General features: G+C 65.6%; 20 protein-coding genes. 5 read left to right on the forward strand and 15 right to left on the reverse strand.

What is annotated here, in order from left to right:
- Window positions 1–30: 30 nt before the first annotated feature.
- Window positions 31–666 carry a nucleotide exchange factor GrpE gene (gene grpE / locus PU724_RS03710; protein ID WP_292100367.1) on the reverse strand — a complete coding sequence of 212 codons (636 nt, stop codon included), beginning with the start codon at window positions 664–666 and terminating at the stop codon, window positions 31–33.
- 227 nt (window positions 667–893) lie between these two features.
- Here grpE and PU724_RS03715 point away from each other — a divergent pair, with 227 nt between their 5' ends.
- Window positions 894–1,094, forward strand: a complete 201-nt coding sequence (locus PU724_RS03715; protein WP_292100365.1) for a hypothetical protein — start codon at window positions 894–896, stop codon at window positions 1,092–1,094.
- Window positions 1,095–1,189: 95 nt separating this feature from the next.
- A complete protein-coding gene (locus PU724_RS03720) occupies window positions 1,190–2,212 on the forward strand; it encodes a fatty acid desaturase (RefSeq protein WP_354419742.1) in 1,023 nt (340 codons plus the stop codon).
- A 103-nt stretch (window positions 2,213–2,315) separates the two neighbouring features.
- Here PU724_RS03720 and PU724_RS03725 read toward each other — a convergent pair whose 3' ends face one another.
- The 8 genes from PU724_RS03725 to PU724_RS03760 all read right to left on the reverse strand — a co-directional run bounded on the left by PU724_RS03725 (window position 2,316) and on the right by PU724_RS03760 (window position 9,909).
- Window positions 2,316–2,936, reverse strand: a complete 621-nt coding sequence (locus tag PU724_RS03725) for a DJ-1/PfpI family protein (protein WP_354419743.1) — start codon at window positions 2,934–2,936, stop codon at window positions 2,316–2,318.
- 190 nt (window positions 2,937–3,126) lie between these two features.
- Window positions 3,127–4,731 carry a GMC family oxidoreductase gene (locus PU724_RS03730; protein ID WP_354419745.1) on the reverse strand — a complete coding sequence of 535 codons (1,605 nt, stop codon included), beginning with the start codon at window positions 4,729–4,731 and terminating at the stop codon, window positions 3,127–3,129.
- A gap of 88 nt (window positions 4,732–4,819) precedes the next feature.
- Window positions 4,820–5,353, reverse strand: coding sequence for a DUF934 domain-containing protein (locus PU724_RS03735; protein ID WP_354419747.1), 534 nt, complete (start codon window positions 5,351–5,353; stop codon window positions 4,820–4,822).
- Window positions 5,354–5,497: 144 nt separating this feature from the next.
- Window positions 5,498–6,262 (reverse strand): phosphoadenylyl-sulfate reductase, encoded by a 765-nt coding sequence (locus tag PU724_RS03740; protein WP_128275245.1) that lies wholly within the window; start codon window positions 6,260–6,262, stop codon window positions 5,498–5,500.
- Complete coding sequence (locus tag PU724_RS03745; RefSeq protein WP_354419749.1) at window positions 6,237–7,907, reverse strand: nitrite/sulfite reductase; 1,671 nt, start codon at window positions 7,905–7,907, stop codon at window positions 6,237–6,239. Before PU724_RS03745 ends, PU724_RS03740 begins: the two co-directional genes overlap by 26 nt.
- A gap of 43 nt (window positions 7,908–7,950) precedes the next feature.
- Window positions 7,951–8,256: a DUF2849 domain-containing protein gene (locus PU724_RS03750; protein ID WP_126058276.1), complete on the reverse strand. Its 306-nt coding sequence runs from the start codon at window positions 8,254–8,256 to the stop codon at window positions 7,951–7,953.
- A complete protein-coding gene (gene cysG, locus PU724_RS03755) occupies window positions 8,253–9,701 on the reverse strand; it encodes a siroheme synthase CysG (protein ID WP_354419751.1) in 1,449 nt (482 codons plus the stop codon). The genes PU724_RS03750 and cysG overlap by 4 nt, the downstream gene beginning before the upstream one ends.
- 31 nt (window positions 9,702–9,732) lie before the next feature.
- Window positions 9,733–9,909 (reverse strand): hypothetical protein, encoded by a 177-nt coding sequence (locus tag PU724_RS03760; RefSeq protein WP_426213031.1) that lies wholly within the window; start codon window positions 9,907–9,909, stop codon window positions 9,733–9,735.
- Between the two features lie 200 nt (window positions 9,910–10,109).
- Between PU724_RS03760 and PU724_RS03765 the strand changes: the two genes are divergently transcribed.
- Window positions 10,110–10,559: a baeRF12 domain-containing protein gene (locus PU724_RS03765; RefSeq protein WP_127393122.1), complete on the forward strand. Its 450-nt coding sequence runs from the start codon at window positions 10,110–10,112 to the stop codon at window positions 10,557–10,559.
- A 174-nt stretch (window positions 10,560–10,733) separates the two neighbouring features.
- Window positions 10,734–12,542 carry a cation:proton antiporter domain-containing protein gene (locus PU724_RS03770; RefSeq protein ID WP_354419754.1) on the forward strand — a complete coding sequence of 603 codons (1,809 nt, stop codon included), beginning with the start codon at window positions 10,734–10,736 and terminating at the stop codon, window positions 12,540–12,542.
- Between the two features lie 29 nt (window positions 12,543–12,571).
- Here PU724_RS03770 and PU724_RS03775 read toward each other — a convergent pair whose 3' ends face one another.
- Window positions 12,572–13,378 (reverse strand): AraC family transcriptional regulator, encoded by an 807-nt coding sequence (locus tag PU724_RS03775; RefSeq protein ID WP_354420155.1) that lies wholly within the window; start codon window positions 13,376–13,378, stop codon window positions 12,572–12,574.
- Between the two features lie 136 nt (window positions 13,379–13,514).
- On the opposite strand from PU724_RS03775, the gene PU724_RS03780 reads away from it, so the two are divergent.
- A complete protein-coding gene (locus PU724_RS03780) occupies window positions 13,515–14,435 on the forward strand; it encodes a zinc-binding dehydrogenase (protein ID WP_354419756.1) in 921 nt (306 codons plus the stop codon).
- A gap of 24 nt (window positions 14,436–14,459) precedes the next feature.
- Here the strand turns inward: PU724_RS03780 and PU724_RS03785 are convergent, their stop codons facing one another.
- The 5 genes from PU724_RS03785 to PU724_RS03805 all read right to left on the reverse strand — a co-directional run bounded on the left by PU724_RS03785 (window position 14,460) and on the right by PU724_RS03805 (window position 19,615).
- Window positions 14,460–15,209: an SDR family NAD(P)-dependent oxidoreductase gene (locus PU724_RS03785; RefSeq protein ID WP_126058269.1), complete on the reverse strand. Its 750-nt coding sequence runs from the start codon at window positions 15,207–15,209 to the stop codon at window positions 14,460–14,462.
- Between the two features lie 64 nt (window positions 15,210–15,273).
- Window positions 15,274–17,529: a transglycosylase domain-containing protein gene (locus tag PU724_RS03790; protein WP_354419758.1), complete on the reverse strand. Its 2,256-nt coding sequence runs from the start codon at window positions 17,527–17,529 to the stop codon at window positions 15,274–15,276.
- Window positions 17,530–17,651: 122 nt separating this feature from the next.
- Window positions 17,652–18,323 carry a TetR/AcrR family transcriptional regulator gene (locus PU724_RS03795; protein ID WP_127393595.1) on the reverse strand — a complete coding sequence of 224 codons (672 nt, stop codon included), beginning with the start codon at window positions 18,321–18,323 and terminating at the stop codon, window positions 17,652–17,654.
- Window positions 18,286–19,230: a carbon-nitrogen hydrolase family protein gene (locus tag PU724_RS03800; protein WP_135858308.1), complete on the reverse strand. Its 945-nt coding sequence runs from the start codon at window positions 19,228–19,230 to the stop codon at window positions 18,286–18,288. The genes PU724_RS03795 and PU724_RS03800 overlap by 38 nt, the downstream gene beginning before the upstream one ends.
- Window positions 19,231–19,237: 7 nt before the next feature.
- On the reverse strand, window positions 19,238–19,615 hold the full coding sequence (locus PU724_RS03805) for a hypothetical protein (protein WP_135858312.1): 378 nt from the start codon (window positions 19,613–19,615) through the stop codon (window positions 19,238–19,240).
- Window position 19,616: the final 1 nt, after the last annotated feature.

A 19,616-nucleotide genomic window follows, 5' to 3' on the forward strand; every position in this document is an offset into this window, starting at 1 on the left:
CCTACTCCCTTTACTGCCCTACTCCCTTAACTACGCATCCTTCTCGGCCTGCTCGTTCACCGGGCCCGGCTCGACCGGCGCCTCGGTGGCCGCGGCCTTCGGGCCGCCCTTGGCGACGCCGACCATGGCCGGCCTCAGCACGCGATCGCCGATCGAATAGCCCGGCTGCACGACCTGGACGACGGTGCCGGCGGCAACGTCGGGATTGGGCACCTCGAACATCGCCTGATGGAAGTTCGGATCGAACTTCTCGCCCTCCGGCGCGAGCTTCTTCACCCCATGCCGTTCCAGCGCCGAAAGCATGGCGCGCTCGGTGAGATCGACGCCCTCGATCAGCGCCTTGAAGCCGGCATCTCCGCCGGCCTTTGCCTCGGCCGGAATGGCGTCCAGCGCGCGGCGCAGATTGTCGGACACCGACAGCATGTCGCGGGCGAAATTGGCGACCGCATAAGTGCGCGCGTCATGCACGTCGCGCGCGGTGCGGCGGCGCAGGTTCTCCATCTCGGCCGCCACGCGCAACGCGCGGTCCTTCAGTTCCTCGTTTTCCTTCAGCAGCCGCACCAGCGCCTCATAGTCGCCGTCGACGCTGCCCTCCGGACGCTCGCCACTGGCCTCGGCAGGCTCGATATCCTCGGGCGCGCGTTCGTCTTTTGCCTGGTCGCTCATCGCCGTTTCCCGTCATTCCGAATGGTTTGGATTTGCGCCCGATATCGAGGTTTGAGGGCCAAAAATCAAGGGGCAAGCGACCCAACGCAGTTTCGCGGCGTCGTCAGGGAACGTTCGACATTAAATCAAATTTTACCTTAATCGCCGGCTTCGCTTGCGAGAAAGCGACGGCGAGGGAACCATTGCCGGGTTGAGGGAGTTTCGAAGCCGACACAGGATTTGGGATAATGAGCGGCAACAAAGGCGAAAGGCGCGCGGAACTCGCCGCCGATATCAGACGACAGCTTGGCAGCGAAGCGACGAAGCGCTTCCTGCGCACGCTGCCGTCATTCCGCCTGGAAACGAACACGCCCGAGCATTTCCGCGACCTGCTCGACCAACTCGATGACATCGAGACCAGGGCCGCCAACGGCGAACGTCGCCAGTAGGCCGCACGAACCGCGGGCATCGCGCGACAATTACGCGCAGTAATTTCGCGTGATCGCCGTCTTGCTGGGGCGGGATGCGCTGCCTATGCTCCCTGATGAACATGATTTCCCTCGAGACGGCGGCAAACAGCAAGCGCGCCTGGTTGAAGATCCTGGCGCGCTACAAGAAGCCTGACCGGCGGCGCAGCGCCATCGAACTCGCCATAACCCTCATCCCTTTCGTCGCACTCTGGGCTCTATCTTCTGCCGCCTATTCCTACGGCCATTGGTGGGGGCTGACCCTCGTCGTTCCGGCGGCCGGCTTTCTGGTGCGGATATTCATGATCCAGCACGATTGCGGCCACGGCTCCTTTTTCGCCAATCGTTATGCGGACGACTGGATCGGCCGCGCCCTCGGCGTGCTCACGCTGACGCCCTATGATTGCTGGCGGCGCGCCCATGCCACCCATCACGCCAGCGCCGGCAATCTCGACGAGCGCGGCATGGGCGACATCAGGACACTGACCGTCGCCGAATACCGGCAGCTATCCTGGCCTGGCCGCCTTGCCTATCGCCTCTATCGCCATCCGCTGGTGATGTTTGGTCTCGGCCCGATATGGCTTTTCATCTTCGAGCAGAGGCTGCCGGTCGGCATGATGCGCGGCGGCCTGACGCCGTGGGTGTCATCCATGGCGACCAATCTCGGCATCGCGCTCGCCGCGGCGACGCTCATCTGGCTTGTCGGGCCGGGCGCGTTCCTGGTCGTCCACCTGCCGATCGTGATCCTCGCAGGCTCGGCCGGCGTCTGGCTGTTCTATGTCCAGCATCAGTTCGAGGAGACCGAATGGGCGAAGGATCCCGATTGGGAATTCCAGCGCGCCGCGCTGCATGGATCGTCCTACTACGACCTGCCGCCGGTGCTGAACTGGTTCACCGGCAATATCGGCGTCCATCACGTCCATCACCTCTCCGCCAAGGTGCCGTGCTACCGGCTTCCGGAAGTGCTGCGGGATTATCCGGAACTGCGCCGGATCGGCCGCGTCACGCTTCTCGACAGCCTGCGCTGCGTGAAGCTGGCGCTATGGGACGAAAACCGCCGCAAGCTGGTGTCGTTCCGCGAAGCGCGGCTTGCCGCTTGAGGCATGCCGCTCAAGGGGCGTTTCGGCGCGCCTTAAGTTTCATTCGCGGCTCAATATGAATTGCCCGCCGCACCGGGATGCGGCGGGTTTCTTCAAACCTTGCTCAGGCCGCCTTGCGTTCGTCGCGCATCAGCGCCTTGCCGTCGCGGATCTCGGTGCCGAGCACCTTCAGGCATTCGCGCATGAACGCTGCAAGGCCAGGCCAGCCCTTGGCCGATACCAGATTGCCATCGACATGGGCGCCGGTCGGCGCGACATCGATGTAGATGCCGCCGGCCAGCGTCACCTCCGGCTCACAATATTGCAGCGCCGCGACCTCGCGGCCGCGCACCACGCCATCGACGGCGATCAGGATCTGCACGCCGTGGCAAATGGTGAAGATCGGTTTGCCGGTCTCGTGGAAATGCCTGACCAGCGCCTGCACCCGCCTGTCGATGCGGATGTATTCCGGCCCGCGCCCACCGGCCGCATAGACGGCGTCGTAATCCGCCGGGTTCACCTCGGCGAAGCTCTTGTTGAGGATGTAGTCGTGGCCGAGCTTTTCGGTGTAGGTCTGGTGGCCTTCGAAATCGTGCAGCGAGGTCTTCAAGATGTCGCCGGCCTTCTTGTCGGGGCAGACGACATGCACCGTATGGCCGACCGCATGCATGGCCTGTTCGAAGACGAAAATCTCATATTCCTCGCTGAACTCGCCAACGAGCATCAAAATCCTTTTGCCTGCCATGCCGGTTCCTCCCTTTGCTGGCTATTTATTTCGAGGCGCGAAATATAGCCCTATCGTAAGGGCAAGCAGGGCGGAGGGGAAGCGCAAATCGCACGATTGGTCCTACCAGATTGATTCTGTGGCGCCCGGTGAGCAACGAAGGCAAGGCTTCCGGAGCAAAACCGGACAGGCTGGTCTGACCAAGACGGCGTCAGGCAGCCCGGATCATATCCGCCGCCTTCTCGGCGATCATGATCGTCGGCGCATTGGTGTTGCCGCCGACGAGTGTCGGCATCACCGAGGCGTCGACGACGCGCAGCCCTTGCAGCCCGCGCACCTTTAACTGCGGATCGACGACGGCCATCTCGTCGATGCCCATCTTGCAGGTGCCGGCCGGGTGATAGATCGTGTCGGCGCGGACCCTGATATGAGCCATCAGCTCGGCGTCGCTGGCAGCGCCGGCGGTGTAGATTTCCTTCTGGCGATACCTGGCCAGCGCCGGCGCCTCCAATATGCCGCGCGTCATCCGCACGCCCCGGAGCAGAAGCTCGGCGTCGCGCTCGTCCTCGAGGAAGCGCGGGTCGATGCGCGGCGGCGCCAGCGGGTTCGCGCTCGTAAGCCCGACCTCGCCGCGCGAATGCGGCCTCAGCACGCAGACATGGCAGGAGAAGCCATAACCCATATGCAGCTTGCGGCCGTGATCGTCGACGATGGCGATGCAGAAATGCAGTTGCAGGTCGGGCCGCTCGGCCGCCGCGTCGGATTTGAGGAAGGCGCCGGCCTCCGCATAGGGCGTGGCGATCATGCCGGTTCCGTCCTTGCGCCAGCGCAGCATGTGCCTGAGCAGTCCGGGCAGGCCGCGGAGGCCGATGCCCATCAGCTCGGTCTCGCGCGACTTCCAGGCCAGGATGAAATCGAGATGGTCCTGCAGGTTCTTGCCGACACCGGGCAGTTCATGAACGAGCGGAATGCCGTGCACTGCCAGCTCCGCCGCCGGACCGATGCCGGAAAGCAGCAGCATTTGCGGCGAGCCGAACGCGCCACCGCACAGGATGACCTCGCGCCTGGCTTCCCCCACGGCTTCGCTCTTGCCGGCACGATAGCGCACGCCCGTCGCGCGCTTGCCGTCGAGCACCACACCGGTCGCCTGCGCGCCGGTGATGACGGTGAGGTTCGGCCGGCCCATCGCCGGATGCAGATAGGCTGCCGCGGCCGAGCAGCGCTCGCCATTGCGCCGCTCGCCCCAGAATTGCGTGACCTGGTAGAGCCCCGCCCCTTCCTGCTCGGGCCCGTTGAAATCGTCGTTGCGGCGGATCTGGTTTTCGGCGCAGGCCTCGACGAAGGCTTTCGAGATCGAACGCGGTTCCTGCTGCTCGGCCACCCTGAGCGGTCCGTCGCCGCCGTGCAGCGCGTCAGTGCCGCGCTGGTTGCCTTCGGCGCGCCGGAAATAGGGCAGCACCTCGCTCCACGACCAGCCGTCGCAGCCGAGATCGGCCCATTCGTCATAGTCGCGGGGGTGGCCGCGCGTGTAGAGCATGGCGTTGATGGCGCTTGAGCCGCCCAGCGCCTTGCCACGCGGCTGGTAGCCCTTGCGGCCGCCAAGCCCTTCCTGCGGCACCGTCTCAAAGCCCCAGTTGTTGATCTTGGGCCTGCCCGGCAGCAGCGCGATGATGCCCGCCGGCGCGCGGATCAGGAGATCCTTGCCTTCGCCGCCCGCTTCGATCAGGCAGACCGTCTTCGATGCATCCTCGGAAAGCCTGGCGGCAAGCGTGCAGCCGGCGGAACCGCCGCCGGCGATGACATAGTCGTAGCGCATGGTCTCCTCCCGGCGGATGTTTCCGTCCGTGCGGTCAGAGAAAGCCTGCTTGCGCGCGTTGTAAAGACGTCGACGAGTTACCGCTGGGTCAGCCGGCGCGTTTGCGCCGCCAGGAATATTTCGGCCCCTTGGCCTCCGACTCGGCGGTCGGCTGGTAGTAGAGCCCCAGCCCGCCGGTGCGGCCTTCCTCCAGCCGCTTCAAAAGCACCGGGTTCGAGATTTCGAACTCGTCGAAGCCGACCCGCAGCATATGCGGCAGCTGGTCGACCAGCACCTGGCCGGTGGCGCGGACCGCGCCCTCGAAATGATGGCGGCTGCGCAGCAATTCGCCCTTGGAGAAGGAGCGGCCGTCATTGAACGCCGGGAAGGCCAGCGCCACCAGCGATAGCTGGTCGAGCAGCCCGACGATCTTGTCGAGCTCGTCGCCGGGCTGCAGCAGCACCCCGATGCGTTCCCTGGCCGACTTGCGCACCTGCGGGTCGAGCCCCAGGAACGCCTGCAGCGGCAGGATGAAGCGGCCGTTGCCGGCGAGTGCCTCGGCGCTCTCGGTCTGGATCCACTCGTCCTCGCGGAAACCGTTCGGGGTCCAGAGGCGGGTTTCCGATTTGGTCGGTTCAGTCATCAAAATTCCCAAAATCCAAAAATCAAAGGATGTGTCGCGTTTCAGGTCAGGCCGAGCCGGAGCGGAGCGTCCCCTGGTGCGTGAGCACCGGAAACGCAGGAAACCGACGATTGCGGGCCGGCCTCACCTGAATATCAACATAGCCTAAAGGGATGCGTCGGTCAGCGACTTCTCCAGGCCGGAAAGGTGGATGCCGCACTCTGTCTTGGCGTGCCCGGCCCAGCGGCCGCTGCGCGCGTCCTCGCCCGGCTGTACCGGCTGCGTGCACGGGAAGCACCCGATCGACAGATAGCCATAGGCGACGAGCGGATTTTCGCGCAGCGCGTGCGCGCGCATGTAGTCGGCCTGGTCCGCCGTCGTCCAGTGCGCCAGCGGATTGATGCGGATGCGCGAGCCGACCGCCTCGAAGACCGGAAGCGCCGCGCGCGTCGAGGCCTGGAAGCGCTTGCGCCCGGTGAACCAGGCGCGGAACGGCTCGACGCCGCGCGCCATCGGCTCGACCTTGCGCACGTTGCAGCAGGCGTCGGTGTTGGTCTCGTGCAGCCTGCCGGTCGGATCGACCCGCTCGAGCGCGGCCTCTTCCGGCTTGATCACCCTGATATCGGTGAAGCCGAAATCGGCGACCAGCGCATCGCGATAGCCGAGCGTTTCCTCGAAATGCTTGCCGGTGTCGAGGAAGATCACCGGCAGCGCGCGGTCAACCTTGGCGATCATGTGCAGCAGCACGGCGGAATCGGCGCCGAAGGAGGAAACCGCGGCGATGCCGCCGCGAAACAGCTCGTTCGCCGAGCGCTCGATGACCTCGATCGGGCTCAGGTGACCGTAAAGCGCGTCCAGCCCCGCCGCCTCGGCGGCGACACCGGCCTCGACATCAACGACCCGGTCAAGCGGCCTTGGTTTCGCCAGCATAGAGCGCCTCCTTGAACGGCGCGGGACCGACTCTGCGGTAGGCGTCGATAAAACGTTCCGAGGGACTGAGCCGAAGGCCGAGATAGGTATCGACGATCTGCTCGATGGCGTCGGTGATCTCTTCCGACGAGAAGCCGCGGCCGATGATCTCGCCGACGGAGGTGTTCTCGTCGGCCGAGCCGCCGAGGGTGACCTGGTAAAGCTCGGAGCCCTTCTTCTCGACGCCGAGAATGCCGATGTGGCCGACATGATGATGGCCGCAGGCATTGATGCAGCCGGAGATCTTCAGCTTTAATTCGCCGATCTCGCGCTGCCGTTCCAGCGAAGCGAAGCGCTGCGAGATCTCCTGCGCCACCGGAATGGAACGGGCCGTGGCCAGCGCACAATAGTCGAGGCCGGGGCACGAGATGATGTCGCTGATCAGATTGGAGTTGGCCGTCGCCAGGCCGATGTCGACCAGCGCGTCATAGACGGCCTTCAGATCGGCGCGCGCCACATGCGGCAGGATCAGGTTCTGCTCGTGGCTGACGCGCAATTCGTCGAAGGCGTATTTCTCGGCGATGTCGGCGACCGCCTCCATCTGGCTGTCGGTGGCGTCGCCAGGCACCTCGCCGATGCCTTTCAGCGAGATCGTCACCGCCGCATAGTCGGGATGGCGATGCGTCACCACATTCTGGTCGAGCCATTCCGAGAAATTCTTGGAATCGAGCCGCGCCAGCTTCACTGCCGCGTCGCCTTCCGGCCGCTCGGCCAGACCCGGCGGCGTGAAATAGGCGTTGATGGCCTGGATGTCGGCTTCCGGCAGCTTCAGCTCGGCGTCCTTCAGCGCCTGCCACTCGGCCTCGACCTGGCGCGTGATCTCCTCGACGCCGGTCTCGTGGACGAGGATCTTGATGCGCGCCTTGTACTTGTTGTCGCGGCGGCCATAGAGGTTGTAAACGCGCAGGATCGCCGTGCAGTAGGAGAGAAGATCGGCTTCCGGCAGGAAGTCGCGGATCTTCCGCGCCACCATCGGCGTGCGGCCCTGGCCGCCGCCGACATAGACGGCGAAGCCGAGCTCGCCGGCCGCGTTCTTCTTCAGGTGCAGGCCGATGTCATGCGTCTGGATGGCGGCGCGGTCGCGCTCGGCGCCCGTCACCGCGATCTTGAACTTGCGCGGCAGGAACGAAAATTCTGGATGCACCGACGACCATTGCCGCAGGATCTCGGCATAGGGCCGCGGATCGGCGACCTCGTCGGCTGCAGCGCCGGCGAAGTGATCCGCGGTGACATTGCGGATGCAGTTGCCGGAGGTCTGGATGGCATGCATCTCGACGCTGGCGAGATCGGCCAGGATCGCGGGAATGTCGGACAGCGCCGGCCAGTTGAACTGGATGTTCTGGCGCGTGGTGAAATGGCCGTAGCCCTTGTCGTACTTGCGCGCGATGTGGCCGAGCATGCGCATCTGCTTGCTGTTCAGCGTCCCATAGGGCACGGCGATGCGCAGCATATAGGCATGCAGCTGCAGATAGACGCCGTTCATCAGCCTCAGCGGCCGGAACTGGTCCTCGGTGATCTCGCCGGCGAGCCGGCGCTGCACCTGGTCGCTGAACTCGGCGACGCGGGCCTGAACGAAATCGTGGTCGAACTCATCGTAACGGTACATGCTTCGTCTTTCAGGGCGCGTCCGCCCGCATTGCCTGTTTGGTCTACGCCGCCCGCACGGGTTGCGGGCTTGCCTGCTTGCCGAGATCTTCGCGGATGGTCGGCCCGGCGGCGCGGATCTTTTCGCGCAGCCGCACCGGCTCGACCAACCCGTCGACCACCGTGACGTCGATCAAATTGACGTCGACCACCTCGTTGTTGGCGTAGGCCGCGGCGCCGATCGCTTCCAGCCGGTCCTCCGCCGCCTTGTCATGGGCGAGGTCGGCGCCGCCGACCGTTTCCGCCCAGCCGCCATCGGCGTACCAGACGGCGATGCCGTCGGTGAGCCTGTTCGCGGTCAGAACCTTCATTGTTCAACTCCTTCGGCCGTTGCGCTGGCCGTATCTTCATGCCTGTGTGCCGCGAGCGGCTCGGAACGTTCGAAATTGGCGCCGGCGACCGCGTCGCCGATGATGGTCATCACCGGACCGGAGAGATCGGCGCGGGCCTCCAGCGAAGGCAGGTCGGCGAGCGTGCCGTGGAAGCGGCGGCGGTTGCCGAGGCTGGCGTTCTCGACCACGGCGACCGCGGTGTCGGGCGACAGGCCCGCCTCGATCAGTCGGCCGGCGACTTCAGCCGCAACCGAGCGGCCCATATAGACGGCGACGGTGGCGCCGGAAATGGCGAGCTTGGCCCAGTCGGGCAGCGAATTGCCCTTAAGGTCATGGCCGGTCGTGAACACCAGCGAGGACGACACGCCGCGCAGCGTCAGCGGCAGTTCGAAATCGGCGGCGGCGGCGAAGGCCGCGGTGACGCCGGGAGCCACCTCATAGGCGATGCCGGCATCGCGCAGTGCCGCCATTTCCTCGCCGGCGCGGCCGAACACCAGCGGGTCGCCCGACTTCAGCCGCACGACGCGCTTGCCCTCGCGGCCTAGCTCGACGAGCAGCGCGTTGATCTCTTCCTGGCTCTTGGAATGGCAGCCCTTGCGCTTGCCGACCGGCAGGCGTTCGGCATCGCGACGGCCCATGGCGACGATGGCTTCCGGCACCAGCGCGTCATGGACGATGACGTCGGCTTCCATCAGCAGGCGATGCGCCCTGAGCGTGAGCAGATCCTCGGCGCCCGGACCGGCGCCGACCAGCGCGATGTGGCCCGAGGCCGGCGCGTTGGAGACAAGCAGCTCGACGGCGGCATCATGCGCCCTCGCAAACTCGCCCGCCTCGACGGCTCGCGCCGGCGCGCCGGCGAAGAAATCGCGCCAGAAGCGGCGGCGACCGGTGCCCTTCGGCAGCCGCTCGGCGGCGCCCCGGAAGGACGCGGCAAGCGTGGCCAGCGCGCCGAGCGACGGCGACAGCATGCGATCGATGCGGCCGCGCAGCATCTGCGCAAGCACCGGGCCGGCGCCTTCGGTGCCGATGGCGATGGCGACCGGCGCGCGGTTGACCAGCGCCGGCGTGAAGAAATCGCAAAGCTCTGGCCGGTCGACCGCGTTGACCGGAATGCTCAAGCGGCGCGCATCCTCGACAACGCGGCGGTCGAGCGCCTCATCGCCGCTGGCGGCGAACACCATGGCCGCGCCTTCGAGATGCGCAGCCTCATAGGCGGCGCCGACATGGACAGCACCGGTCGCGGCAATGAAGGACAGCAGCTCGGCTTCGGCGGTTTGCGCTATGATGCGCAGCACCGCGCTCGACTGGCCGACGAGCCGCGCCTTGGCCAGCGCCGCATCGCCGCCGCCGACAATGGCCACGGCTTCGCCCTCGACCCGCATGAAGACGGGGAAAGCGTTGAGCTTGGCATTGGCCTGCGGCATGGCGAGCAGATTCCTGAGCAATTTGGCAGTTTTACGCGCGGGCGTGAAAAACCAGAAGCAAAGCACTCGCGCATCCCGCGATGGCAGGCAATCGCTTTTTCGCAAGCGCGAAGAGCAGGAGAAAAAAATTCCACATCCGGGAGAGGATCGGATTGAAGCCGCTGTTGCGGGCCCTGATCTCAGGCGTTTTTAGCTGCAAATACTCCACGCTGCAAAACAGATTTTTCTAAATTCTACCAATTTAGTAGATTAAGGCCGCAAAGATCGTCGCGGGCTTGCACGCTACGTTGGATGAGCGCCACAACGATATCGGAACATTCCTGCTTGAGCGGGCGTTTGCCATACGGACCCGCCCCGGCCTGCCGGCCGCGAACGGTTCGCAACACAGCAAAAGCAGGAGGAGCCCGTATGAGCAATGTCACGCTGAAACATGGCCTTTGGATCGTGGTCGCCGATGGCGAAAAAGCGCTGTTCCTGCGCAATGAAGGCAACACCCGCAATCCGGACCTGCAGGTCGTGCAGGAGATGGAGCAGGAGAACCCCGCCACGCGCGAGCAGGGCAGCGACCGCCCCGGCCGCTACAATGACGGACCCTCCATCCATCGCAGTGCGGTCGAGGACACCGACTGGCATCGTATCGGCAAGGAGCGCTTCGCCGACGACATTGCCGAACGGCTTTATGGGCTCGCCAATCGCGGCGCCTTCAAGGAGATCGTGCTGATCGCGCCGCCGCTGGTGCTGGGCGAAATGCGCCGGAAGCTCCACAAGCTTGTCGGCGACAGGGTGACGGTGGAAATTCCAAAGACGCTGACCAACCACACCATCCCTGAGATCGAAAGCCTGCTCCAGGCAGCCTGACGGCGCCCGCAAGCGCAATCCGCCCTTCGCCCGGCATTCGTGCGCCTTTGCCTTTCGATTTCACGGCTTTACGGGTTGCCTCGCGGCCATGCCTCCCCCCATATTGCAAGGGGCGGCGGCCGCGGGGCAGCCCTATCCTGCATCGTGATTTTTTCGAAAGGCGCTCCATAGACAATGCCGCATGACACGCCCCTTATCGCCACCATCGTCGCCGGTCTGGGGCTGGCTTTCATCTTCGGCGCGCTCGCCAACCGTTTCCGCATCCCGCCGCTGGTCGGCTATCTCGTGGCCGGCGTGCTGGTCGGGCCGAACACGCCGGGCTTCGTCGCCGACGCAAGCCTGGCCACCGAGCTTGCCGAGATCGGCGTCATCCTGCTGATGTTCGGCGTCGGCCTGCATTTCTCGCTGAAGGACCTTCTCTCCGTCCGCGCCATCGCCGTGCCCGGCGCCATCGTCCAGATCGGCTTTGCCACGCTGCTCGGCGTCGGCCTTGCCTGGCTGCTCGGCTGGTCGGTGGGCGCCGGGTTGGTCTTCGGCCTGGCATTGTCCGTCGCCTCGACGGTGGTGCTGCTGCGCGCGTTGCAGGAACGGCGGCTGATCGAGACCGAGCGCGGCCGTATCGCCGTCGGCTGGCTGATCGTCGAGGACCTTGCCATGGTGCTGGCGCTGGTGCTCTTGCCGGCGTTGGCCGGCGTGCTCGGCGGCGTGCCGCAGGCCGACGACCATGCCAGCCTGCTGGCGCTGCCGGCCAGCTACGGCATCTGGGGCGTCGTCGGCGTCACGCTGGCCAAAGTGGTGGCTTTCGTCGTCGTCATGCTGGTGGTCGGCCGCCGCGTGATCCCCTGGATCCTGCATTATGTCGCCCATACCGGGTCGCGCGAGCTGTTCCGGCTGGCGGTGCTGGCGATTGCGTTGGGCGTCGCCTTCGGAGCGGCAAAACTGTTCGGCGTATCGCTGGCGCTGGGCGCCTTCTTCGCCGGCATGATCATGAGCGAATCCGAGCTCAGCCATCGGGCCGCCGAGGAATCGCTGCCGCTGCGCGATGCCTTCTCGGTGCTGTTCTTCGTCTCGGTCGGCATGCTGTTCGACCCGTTCAGCCTGGTCAGCAATGGCTGGCCGATCCTGGCGACGCTGGCCATCATCGTCATCGGCAAGTCGCTGGCCGCCTTCGTCATCGTCGTCGCCTTCCGCCACCCGATCGCGACGGCGCTGATGATCTCGGCCAGCCTCGCCCAGATCGGCGAGTTTTCCTTCATCCTCGCCGAGCTCGGCGTCGGGCTGAAACTCCTGCCCGAACAGGGGCGCGACCTGATCCTCGCCGGCGCCATCCTGTCGATCCTGCTCAATCCGCTGATGTTCCTGGCCATCGACTGGATGACACCGTGGCTGGAGGCACGCTCGGCCAAGGCATCGCCGCCGGAAGGGGCAAGGCCGATCGGCCCGGCGACCGAGCCCGGCCAGGTGGCTTCGGTAGCGGCTTCGCCGCAAAAGCAAGACGGCCCGCCGCCAAGAACCGCGCTCACCGGCCATTCCATCCTGATCGGCTACGGCCGTGTCGGCAGTCTCGTTGGCGCGGCGCTGAAACAGGCCGCCCTGCCCTTTTTGGTGATCGAGGACGCCGACAAGACGCTGGCGAAGCTGAAGGCCGATGGCGTCGAAACCATCGCCGGCAATGCCGCCAATGCCGACGTCTTTTCAGCCGCCAATCCGGAGGTGGCAAAACGGCTGATCCTGGCCATCCCCAACGCTTTCGAGGCGGGTCAGATCGTGCTGCGCGCTCGCGCCGCCAACCCCGGCATCAACGTCATAGCCCGCGCCCATTCCGATGCCGAGGTCGAGCATCTCAAGGGGCTCGGCGCCGACACCGTGATCATGGGCGAGCGCGAGATCGCGCGCGGCATCGTCGAGGTGGTGACGGGTACGGCATCCGCTGGGTTGGAAGAGGTCGCCCTCGCCCCGGAGATCAAACCGCAAGCCGTTTGAGTTGCGCGTCCATGCACCAGCCGGGTCGATCAAGCGACAAATGCGGAGCCGCCGTTTTGCGCGATATCGCTGAGATATTTCGCCGGCGGCTTGCCCAGCGCCTTCTTGAACATGGTGATAAACGCCGTGACGGATTCATAGCCGAGATCGCCCGAGACCTGCTGCACGCTGGCGCCTGAGGCGAGTTCGCGCAGCGCCACGATCAGGTGCAGCTGCTGGCGCCAGCGCCCGAAGGTCAGCCCTGTCTCCTTCACGACGAGGCGCGCCAGACTGCTCTCGCTAAGCGCCACGCGGTTCGCCCATTCCGCAAGCGTGCTGCGGTCGGCGGGATCGTCTGCTAACGCCTCTGCGATCCGCCGCAAGCGCGGCTCGGCCGAAATCGGCAGGTGCAATTGCTGGACAGGCATGCGCGGCAGTTCGGCAAGCAGGATCCCTCCCAGGAAACCGCATCGTGCGTTCTCCGGCGCGCAATCCGACAGGTCGATGATCAGCTCGCGCAGCAGCGGCGAGATCGAAAGCGTGCAGCACCGGTCCGGTAGATCGGCGGCGCCCGGTTCGAGATAAACGAAGAAAATCCGCGCATTGGCGGTCGCGATGTTGCTGTGTTGCATGCCGCCCGGGATCCACACGGCGCAATGCGGCGGCACCATCCACAGGCCGCTCGGAACCCGACAGGTGACGCCGCCTCCCAGCGCGAAGACGAGCTGCCCCTTGCGATGCCAGTGGTCGCGCACCTCAGCCCTGGTCTCCGGTACGTCGACGCGCACAGCGATTGCCGGCGCGTGGACGTCGTCGACATCGAAATCGAGCCATGGGTAGCGAAGAGGCTGTCTCATGATGACTACTTTTAGCGATCTTATGCCATTATAGCTAAATTCTTTGACCCTGAAAGTCGATAGGCTCCGGTTGCGCATGGCGATCGCGTTGACGCCGCGCGCCCATCGCCGGCTTGGTCCAGGAAGGTACAGCCCCATGCTCGCCCTCGTCATCGCTTCCGACAGCGCCACCGGGCTTAGGCTCGCCGAGGTCGAGGACTCTCGGCCCTTGGCGAACGAAGCGCTCATCGCGGTCCGCGCAACCTCGCTGAACCGGGGTGAGCTGCGCCTCCTCGCCATACGTCCGGATGGCTGGATACCCGGCCAGGACATCGTCGGGGTCGTCGAACGGGCAGCTACCGATGGCACCGGGCCTGGCGTGGGGACCCGGGTCGCAGCTTTGGTCGACGAGCACGGTTGGGCCGAACGTGTCGCGGTTCCGACCGACCGTCTCGCCGTCCTGCCGGACGGCGTCGGCTTCGGCTCCGCCGCCACGCTTCCGGTCGCCGGCACGACGGCGCTGAGGACGTTGCGCCATGGCGGTGACCTCGCCGGCCAGCAGGTTCTGATCACCGGCGCTAGCGGTGCGGTCGGTCGTTTCCAGATCCAGATCGCCCGCGAGCAAGGCGCCTCGGTGACGACGATCGCCGCCGCCCGGCATGCCGAGGATCTGCGTGGCCTGGGAGCCGAACGTGTCGTCGAGTCGATCGAGCGGGCCGAGGGGCCGTTCTCGCTGATCACCGAGTCGGTCGGCGGCGCAAGCCTTGCGCACGCGATCGAACGCGTCGCGCCGGGCGGCACCATCGTCATGTTCGGTTCAAGCAGCGGCGAACTGACGCCCGTCGGATTTCGCCAGTTCGTTCCAGGCCATGAAGGGGCGAGGCTTCAGACCTTCGCCTACTATACGTCCGGTCCAGCCATCGGCACCGACATCGCCTCGCTGCTCGCCTTGGTCGCGGCTGGCCGGCTGGAAACCCGCGTCGCCTCGACTGTGCCGTGGACAGACATCGGCCAGGCGCTGGACGCCCTGCGGCAGCGCAGCTTCAGCGGCAAGGCCGTCCTCACCATGACCGGATGAGCGATTTTGCCCCGAAATCGAGGTTCAGACGTGCTGGCCGCCATTGATGTGGATTTCCGAGCCGGTGACGTAGGACGCCTGCCCGGAGCACAGGAAGAAGATGATGTCGGCCACCTCCGCCGTGGCGCCGAGGCGTCTGAGCGGGATCGTCTCGACGATCTTGTCGGTGCCCGGCGACAGGATAGCGGTGTCGATCTCGCCCGGCGCGATGGCGTTGACGCGGATGCCGTGCGGGCCGAAATCATGCGCCATCTCGCGCGTCAGCGAACCCAGTGCCGCCTTCGATGTCGCATAGGCCGTGCCGGCGAACGGATGCACGCGGGTGCCCGCGATCGAGGTGACGTTGACGATCGAGCCCTTCGCCTGCGCCAGCTCCTTGAACAGGCCCCTGGCCAGCATGATCGGCGCGAAGAAATTGACCTGGAACACGTCACGCCAGACATGCATCGGCGTGTCGATCGAGTTCATCCGGCTGCCGTCCTTCAGCTTCGGCGAAATGCCGGCATTGTTGACCAGCGCGTTGAGCTGGCCGCCATGCGCCTCGAGACGGTGGCGGATTTCCGAGACGGCGATGCCGACATCCTCCTGGTCGGCGAGATCGACCTTGATGTGGTCCTCCGGCCCCGCTGGCCACGGACAGTCCTCGGCAAACGCCTGGCGCGAGCAGGTGATGACGCGCCAGCCCTCACGCGAGAAGCGCTTCACCGTGGCATGGCCGATGCCCCGGCTGGCACCGGTCAGCACGATGGTTTTTCTTGTATCGGTCTCGGCCATGTCGCGGTCTCCGGCCGGACATGTAGCCGAAGGCGCAAGCCATGGCGAGAGGCGATGTTGCCGCTCAACCGCCGGTGAGGATGTCGAGGATCGAGGTCTGCCGCTTTTTCGTCGGGCCGCCGACATTGCCAGGCGGCACCGGATGGCCGACCGAGGCTGTCGTCCCGCCGTCGCCCGGCATGTCGAACCCGTCGGCATCGACCGTCTCGGCCGGCCGGGACGGACGCGCCGGGCGTGCGGGCGCCTGGGCGGGCTGCGACTGGCCGACCGCCGCCTGCGGCACCGGCGCCGGCTGGCCGGCATCGGCCGAGGGTATCTCGTCGGGCACGACTGTGTCGGACGGCGTCGACTTCCAGGTGCCCGGCAGCGGCCGCACCGGCACGCCTTCATGCGCCGCGACCATGAATTCGTGCCAGGCCTGCGCCGGCAGCGCGCCGCCGGTGACCTTCTTCATCGCGCTGCCGTCGTCATTGCCGAACCACACGCCGGTGGTCAGGTTGGCGGTGTAGCCGACGAACCAGGCGTCGCGCGAATTCTGGCTGGTGCCGGTCTTGCCGGCTGACGGCCAGGCGAAGGCCGCCTTCTTGGCGGTACCGATCTCGACCGTGCCGGTCATCATCGAGTTCATCATGCCGACGATCTCTTGCTTGACGACACGCGGCGCGCTGCCGCCATTGTTGTCGTAGAGCACCTTGCCATCGGTCGTCGTCACGCGGCGGATGAAATGGATGTCCGGCTTGAAGCCGCCATTGGCGAACGGCAGATAGGCCGAGGTCAGCTCCAGCGGCGTCACTTCCGACGTGCCGAGCGCGATCGAGGTGTTCGACTGCAGGTCGGACTGGATGCCCATGCGGTGCGCGGCTTCCACCACCGCGTCCGGCCCGACCTCCATGGTGAGCTGGGCGGCGACCGAGTTAAGCGATTTCGCCAGCGCCGTCGCCAGCGTCACCTTGCCGTAGTACTTGCCGCCGTAATTGTCGGGCGTCCATTTGCCGATCTTGATCGGCGCGTCGTTGCGCACGCTGTCCGGCGTGCGGCCGGCCTCGAGCGCTGCCATGTAGACAAAGGGCTTGAAGGCCGAGCCCGGCTGGCGGCGCGCTTCCGAGGCGCGGTCGAACTGGCTGGTCGAATAGTCGTAGCCGCCGACCATGGCGCGCACGGCGCCGGAATCGTCGATCGACACCAGCGCGCCCTGCGTGACGTTGAGCTTCTTGCCACTCTCGTCGATCAGCCGCCGGATCGACTGTTCGGCGAGCTTCTGCAGGGTGAGATCGACCGTGGTGTCGACGACGATATCGCCGCGCACGTCGCCGATCAGGTCGGGCAGTTCGCCCATGACGGTGTCCGCGACATAGTTTTCCGAACCGGTCCAGTAGGACGGCGCGCGCGTCGCCGGCGCGCTCATCGCGCTCGTCAGTTCCTTGGCGCCGATCTTGCCGGAATCGCGCATGGCGGCGAGCACCAGTTGCGCGCGCTCCTCGGCCGCCTTCGGGTCGCGCGCCGGCGACAGCCGCGACGGCGCCTTGAGCAGGCCGGCCAGGAGCGCTGCCTCGGAGAGCGTCACGTCGCGCGCGCTCTTGCCGAAATAGCGCCGCGAGGCCGCTTCGACGCCATAGGCGCCGGAGCCGAAATAGACCCGGTTGAGGTACATTTCGAGGATCTGGTCCTTGGTATGCTTATGCTCGAGCCACAGCGCCAGGAGCACTTCCTGCACCTTGCGCTCCAGCGTGCGGTCGGGCGTCAGGAACAGGTTCTTGGCCAGCTGCTGCGTCAGCGTCGAGCCGCCCTGCGAGAAGTGCCCGCCAAGCACATTGGTGACCATGGCGCGCGTCAGCCCGATCGGATCGATGCCGAAATGCGAATAGAAGCGACGGTCCTCGATGGCGACGACGGCCTCGGGGATGTAGGGCGACATCTCATGCAGGCCGACGGCCTCGCCGCCGCTCATGCCGCGATTGGCGATAAGCTGTCCATCGACCGAGACGATCTTGATGTTGGGCGCGCGGTCGGGGATCGACCATGTAGTCGCCGCCGGCATCTTGGCGCCGTAATAGACGACGATGCCGGCCACCGCGATGCCGCCCCAGATGGCCAGCACGAAGCACCAGTAGGCCAGCCGGGCGAGAATGCCGAACAGGCCGCGCCGGCTGCGGTCGCGCCCGCGCCGCGACGACTTCCTGGCCGGTTTGCGTCTGGCGGCGGATTTGCGACTGCCCGGCACGACGCGATCCTCCTCGCTCACCGAGAACCCGGCCGGGGATTTCGCCTGGGGCGGCCCGTCGAAGCTCGGTTCGATGCGACTGTCTCTGCGGTTCGCCATGCGCTTCGCTTAATGTCCCGGTGCTAATGGCGCTCGGGTGCAGACTAGATGCGGCGATTTAAGGGCGCGTTAAAGCAGGGTTTATGCACCCTTTTGAAATTCCTTACGATTTTCTAAATCCGCTACCGGCTTCTTGTGCCAGAGATCAACTCGTCAAGATGAGCGGACTCCATGTTGCTCAGCCCGGCGAGTACGAACCGCGCACCGTCTCGCGCCAGCTTCTTGGGATCTCGATCAGGCCGTTCGTCCGCGTACTGGATGTGTGCGATCGTCACGTTTGCGATCAGGATGCGTATGAGCACCGGATCCGTGGCAACGAACTCGCCCGCCTCTATGCCCTGGCGGACAAGTTTCTCCAACGCGAGGTAGAGGGATTCGAGCTTGGCGGCCCAGTGCGCCAATTCCGGCGCACGCAATATATCGCTGCTGTAGAGTTCGGATAGCGAGAGCGGCAGGCTCAGCAGCGTCTCGAGATCCCAGACCAGATAGTCATGAAGTCTCGCTGCCGCCGATCCAGATGCGTTCGCTGTCCTTTCCGCGACGACCACCGCATTGTCGAGGCTGAGAGAAAACAGCGCCTCGAGTATCGCCTGCTTGTTTGCGAAATGGTGAAACAGCGATGGCTGCCTGATGCCTACCGCAGCCGCGATCTGTCGTGTCGAGGTGGCCTGATATCCGTGGCGGCGGAAGAGCGCGCTGGCTTCCATGAGGATTCGTCGCCGGGTGTCGTTTGGCGCGAACTGATCCCAGTTTTGATCACTTGCTCCGATAGTCCGGTCTGCCTTGCTCGCCATACCTCGTTCCCGGCCGATCGACGCCCCAATGCAGGATATCGGATCGGCTGTAGTGACCCGTTACGTCGAGATCGTGCTTGAACGCTATGGTCTGCGCAAGGTCAAGGTCACAGATGACGGGCGCGTCGCCGAAGACCGGACCGACCAGGTATTCGCCGTCGGGCCCGATAACCCCCGATCCTCCGGGAAACGAAGCGTCTCCCCCCGTCCCCTTTTCATAGGCCGCCCGCAGGTCCGGCGGCACGGCCTCCACAGGAAGATACGTCGCGGCGCTTGCGACGAAGCAGCGCCCCTCGAAAGCGTAGTGCCGGGAAGCAAGCTGGTGCGCCGACGGCATGTCCGGCCAAAGGGCAACATGAATCTGCTCGTCCTCGGCGTGCAGGGCCTGCCGGATGATGGGATGGAAATGCTCCCAGCACACCATCGCGCCGACCCGCCCGGCCGCCGTTTCGTTCACGCGCAGGCCGTCCGCATCGCCCGGCGTCCAGACCAGGCGTTCGGTGTGGGTTGGAGTGAGCTTGCGGTGAACGGACACGATCGATCCATCCGCGTCGATCGTAAGCGCGCTGTTGTAAAGCAGCGCGGCGCTCGGCCGAGCGCGCTCATTGAGGCCGATCACCACGCACACCCCATTGTCACGCGCGGCGTCGCAGAGGGCCTGCACGTGAGGGCCGGGAACGGTGGCGCTTGCGGCCACCAGCTTCTGAAACCAGTGCCGCGCCTCCGGATCGTTCCAGCCGGCTAACCCGAAAACCCAGGCCGGATAGCCCCCTAGCCAGGTCTCGGGGAACACAACGAGATTGGCGCCTTGTGCCGCTGCGGCCTCGATCTCCGCTTTCGCAGTGGCGATGCCCGCGTCGAGATCGAGAAGGTGCGGAGGCTTCTGGCTGATGTAGATGCGCGTCATGTCTCTTCTACCACCCCGTCAGCACGCGGACCGTGACCCAGACCCAGGCAAAAGCGAAAGTCGACAAGGCGGCGAAGTCCCCGACGCCTGCAACCTTGTATCGCTGCGGAAAATCCGGCCACCAGCCCATCGCACCCGTCGAGATGACGGTGTAGAAGCCGGTGATCAGCAACACCAAAGACGCATAAGGGTCGACGACGCCTGTCGCCTCCGTGGCGAGGAAGATGCCGCCGAGCACCAAAGCGTCGACGTGGCCCTGCCGCAGCCGCGCGAAGTTTCTGATGTATGCCCACCCTGCCGGGCGCTCGAGCGACAGATACATGAGGATGCCGGAGCAGCCCCCCATCGACAGCAGCAGCAGACCGCCTTTGCCAAGAATGCCCATT

The organism is Mesorhizobium abyssinicae (assembly GCF_049887195.1).
GTDB lineage: Bacteria > Pseudomonadota > Alphaproteobacteria > Rhizobiales > Rhizobiaceae > Mesorhizobium > Mesorhizobium abyssinicae.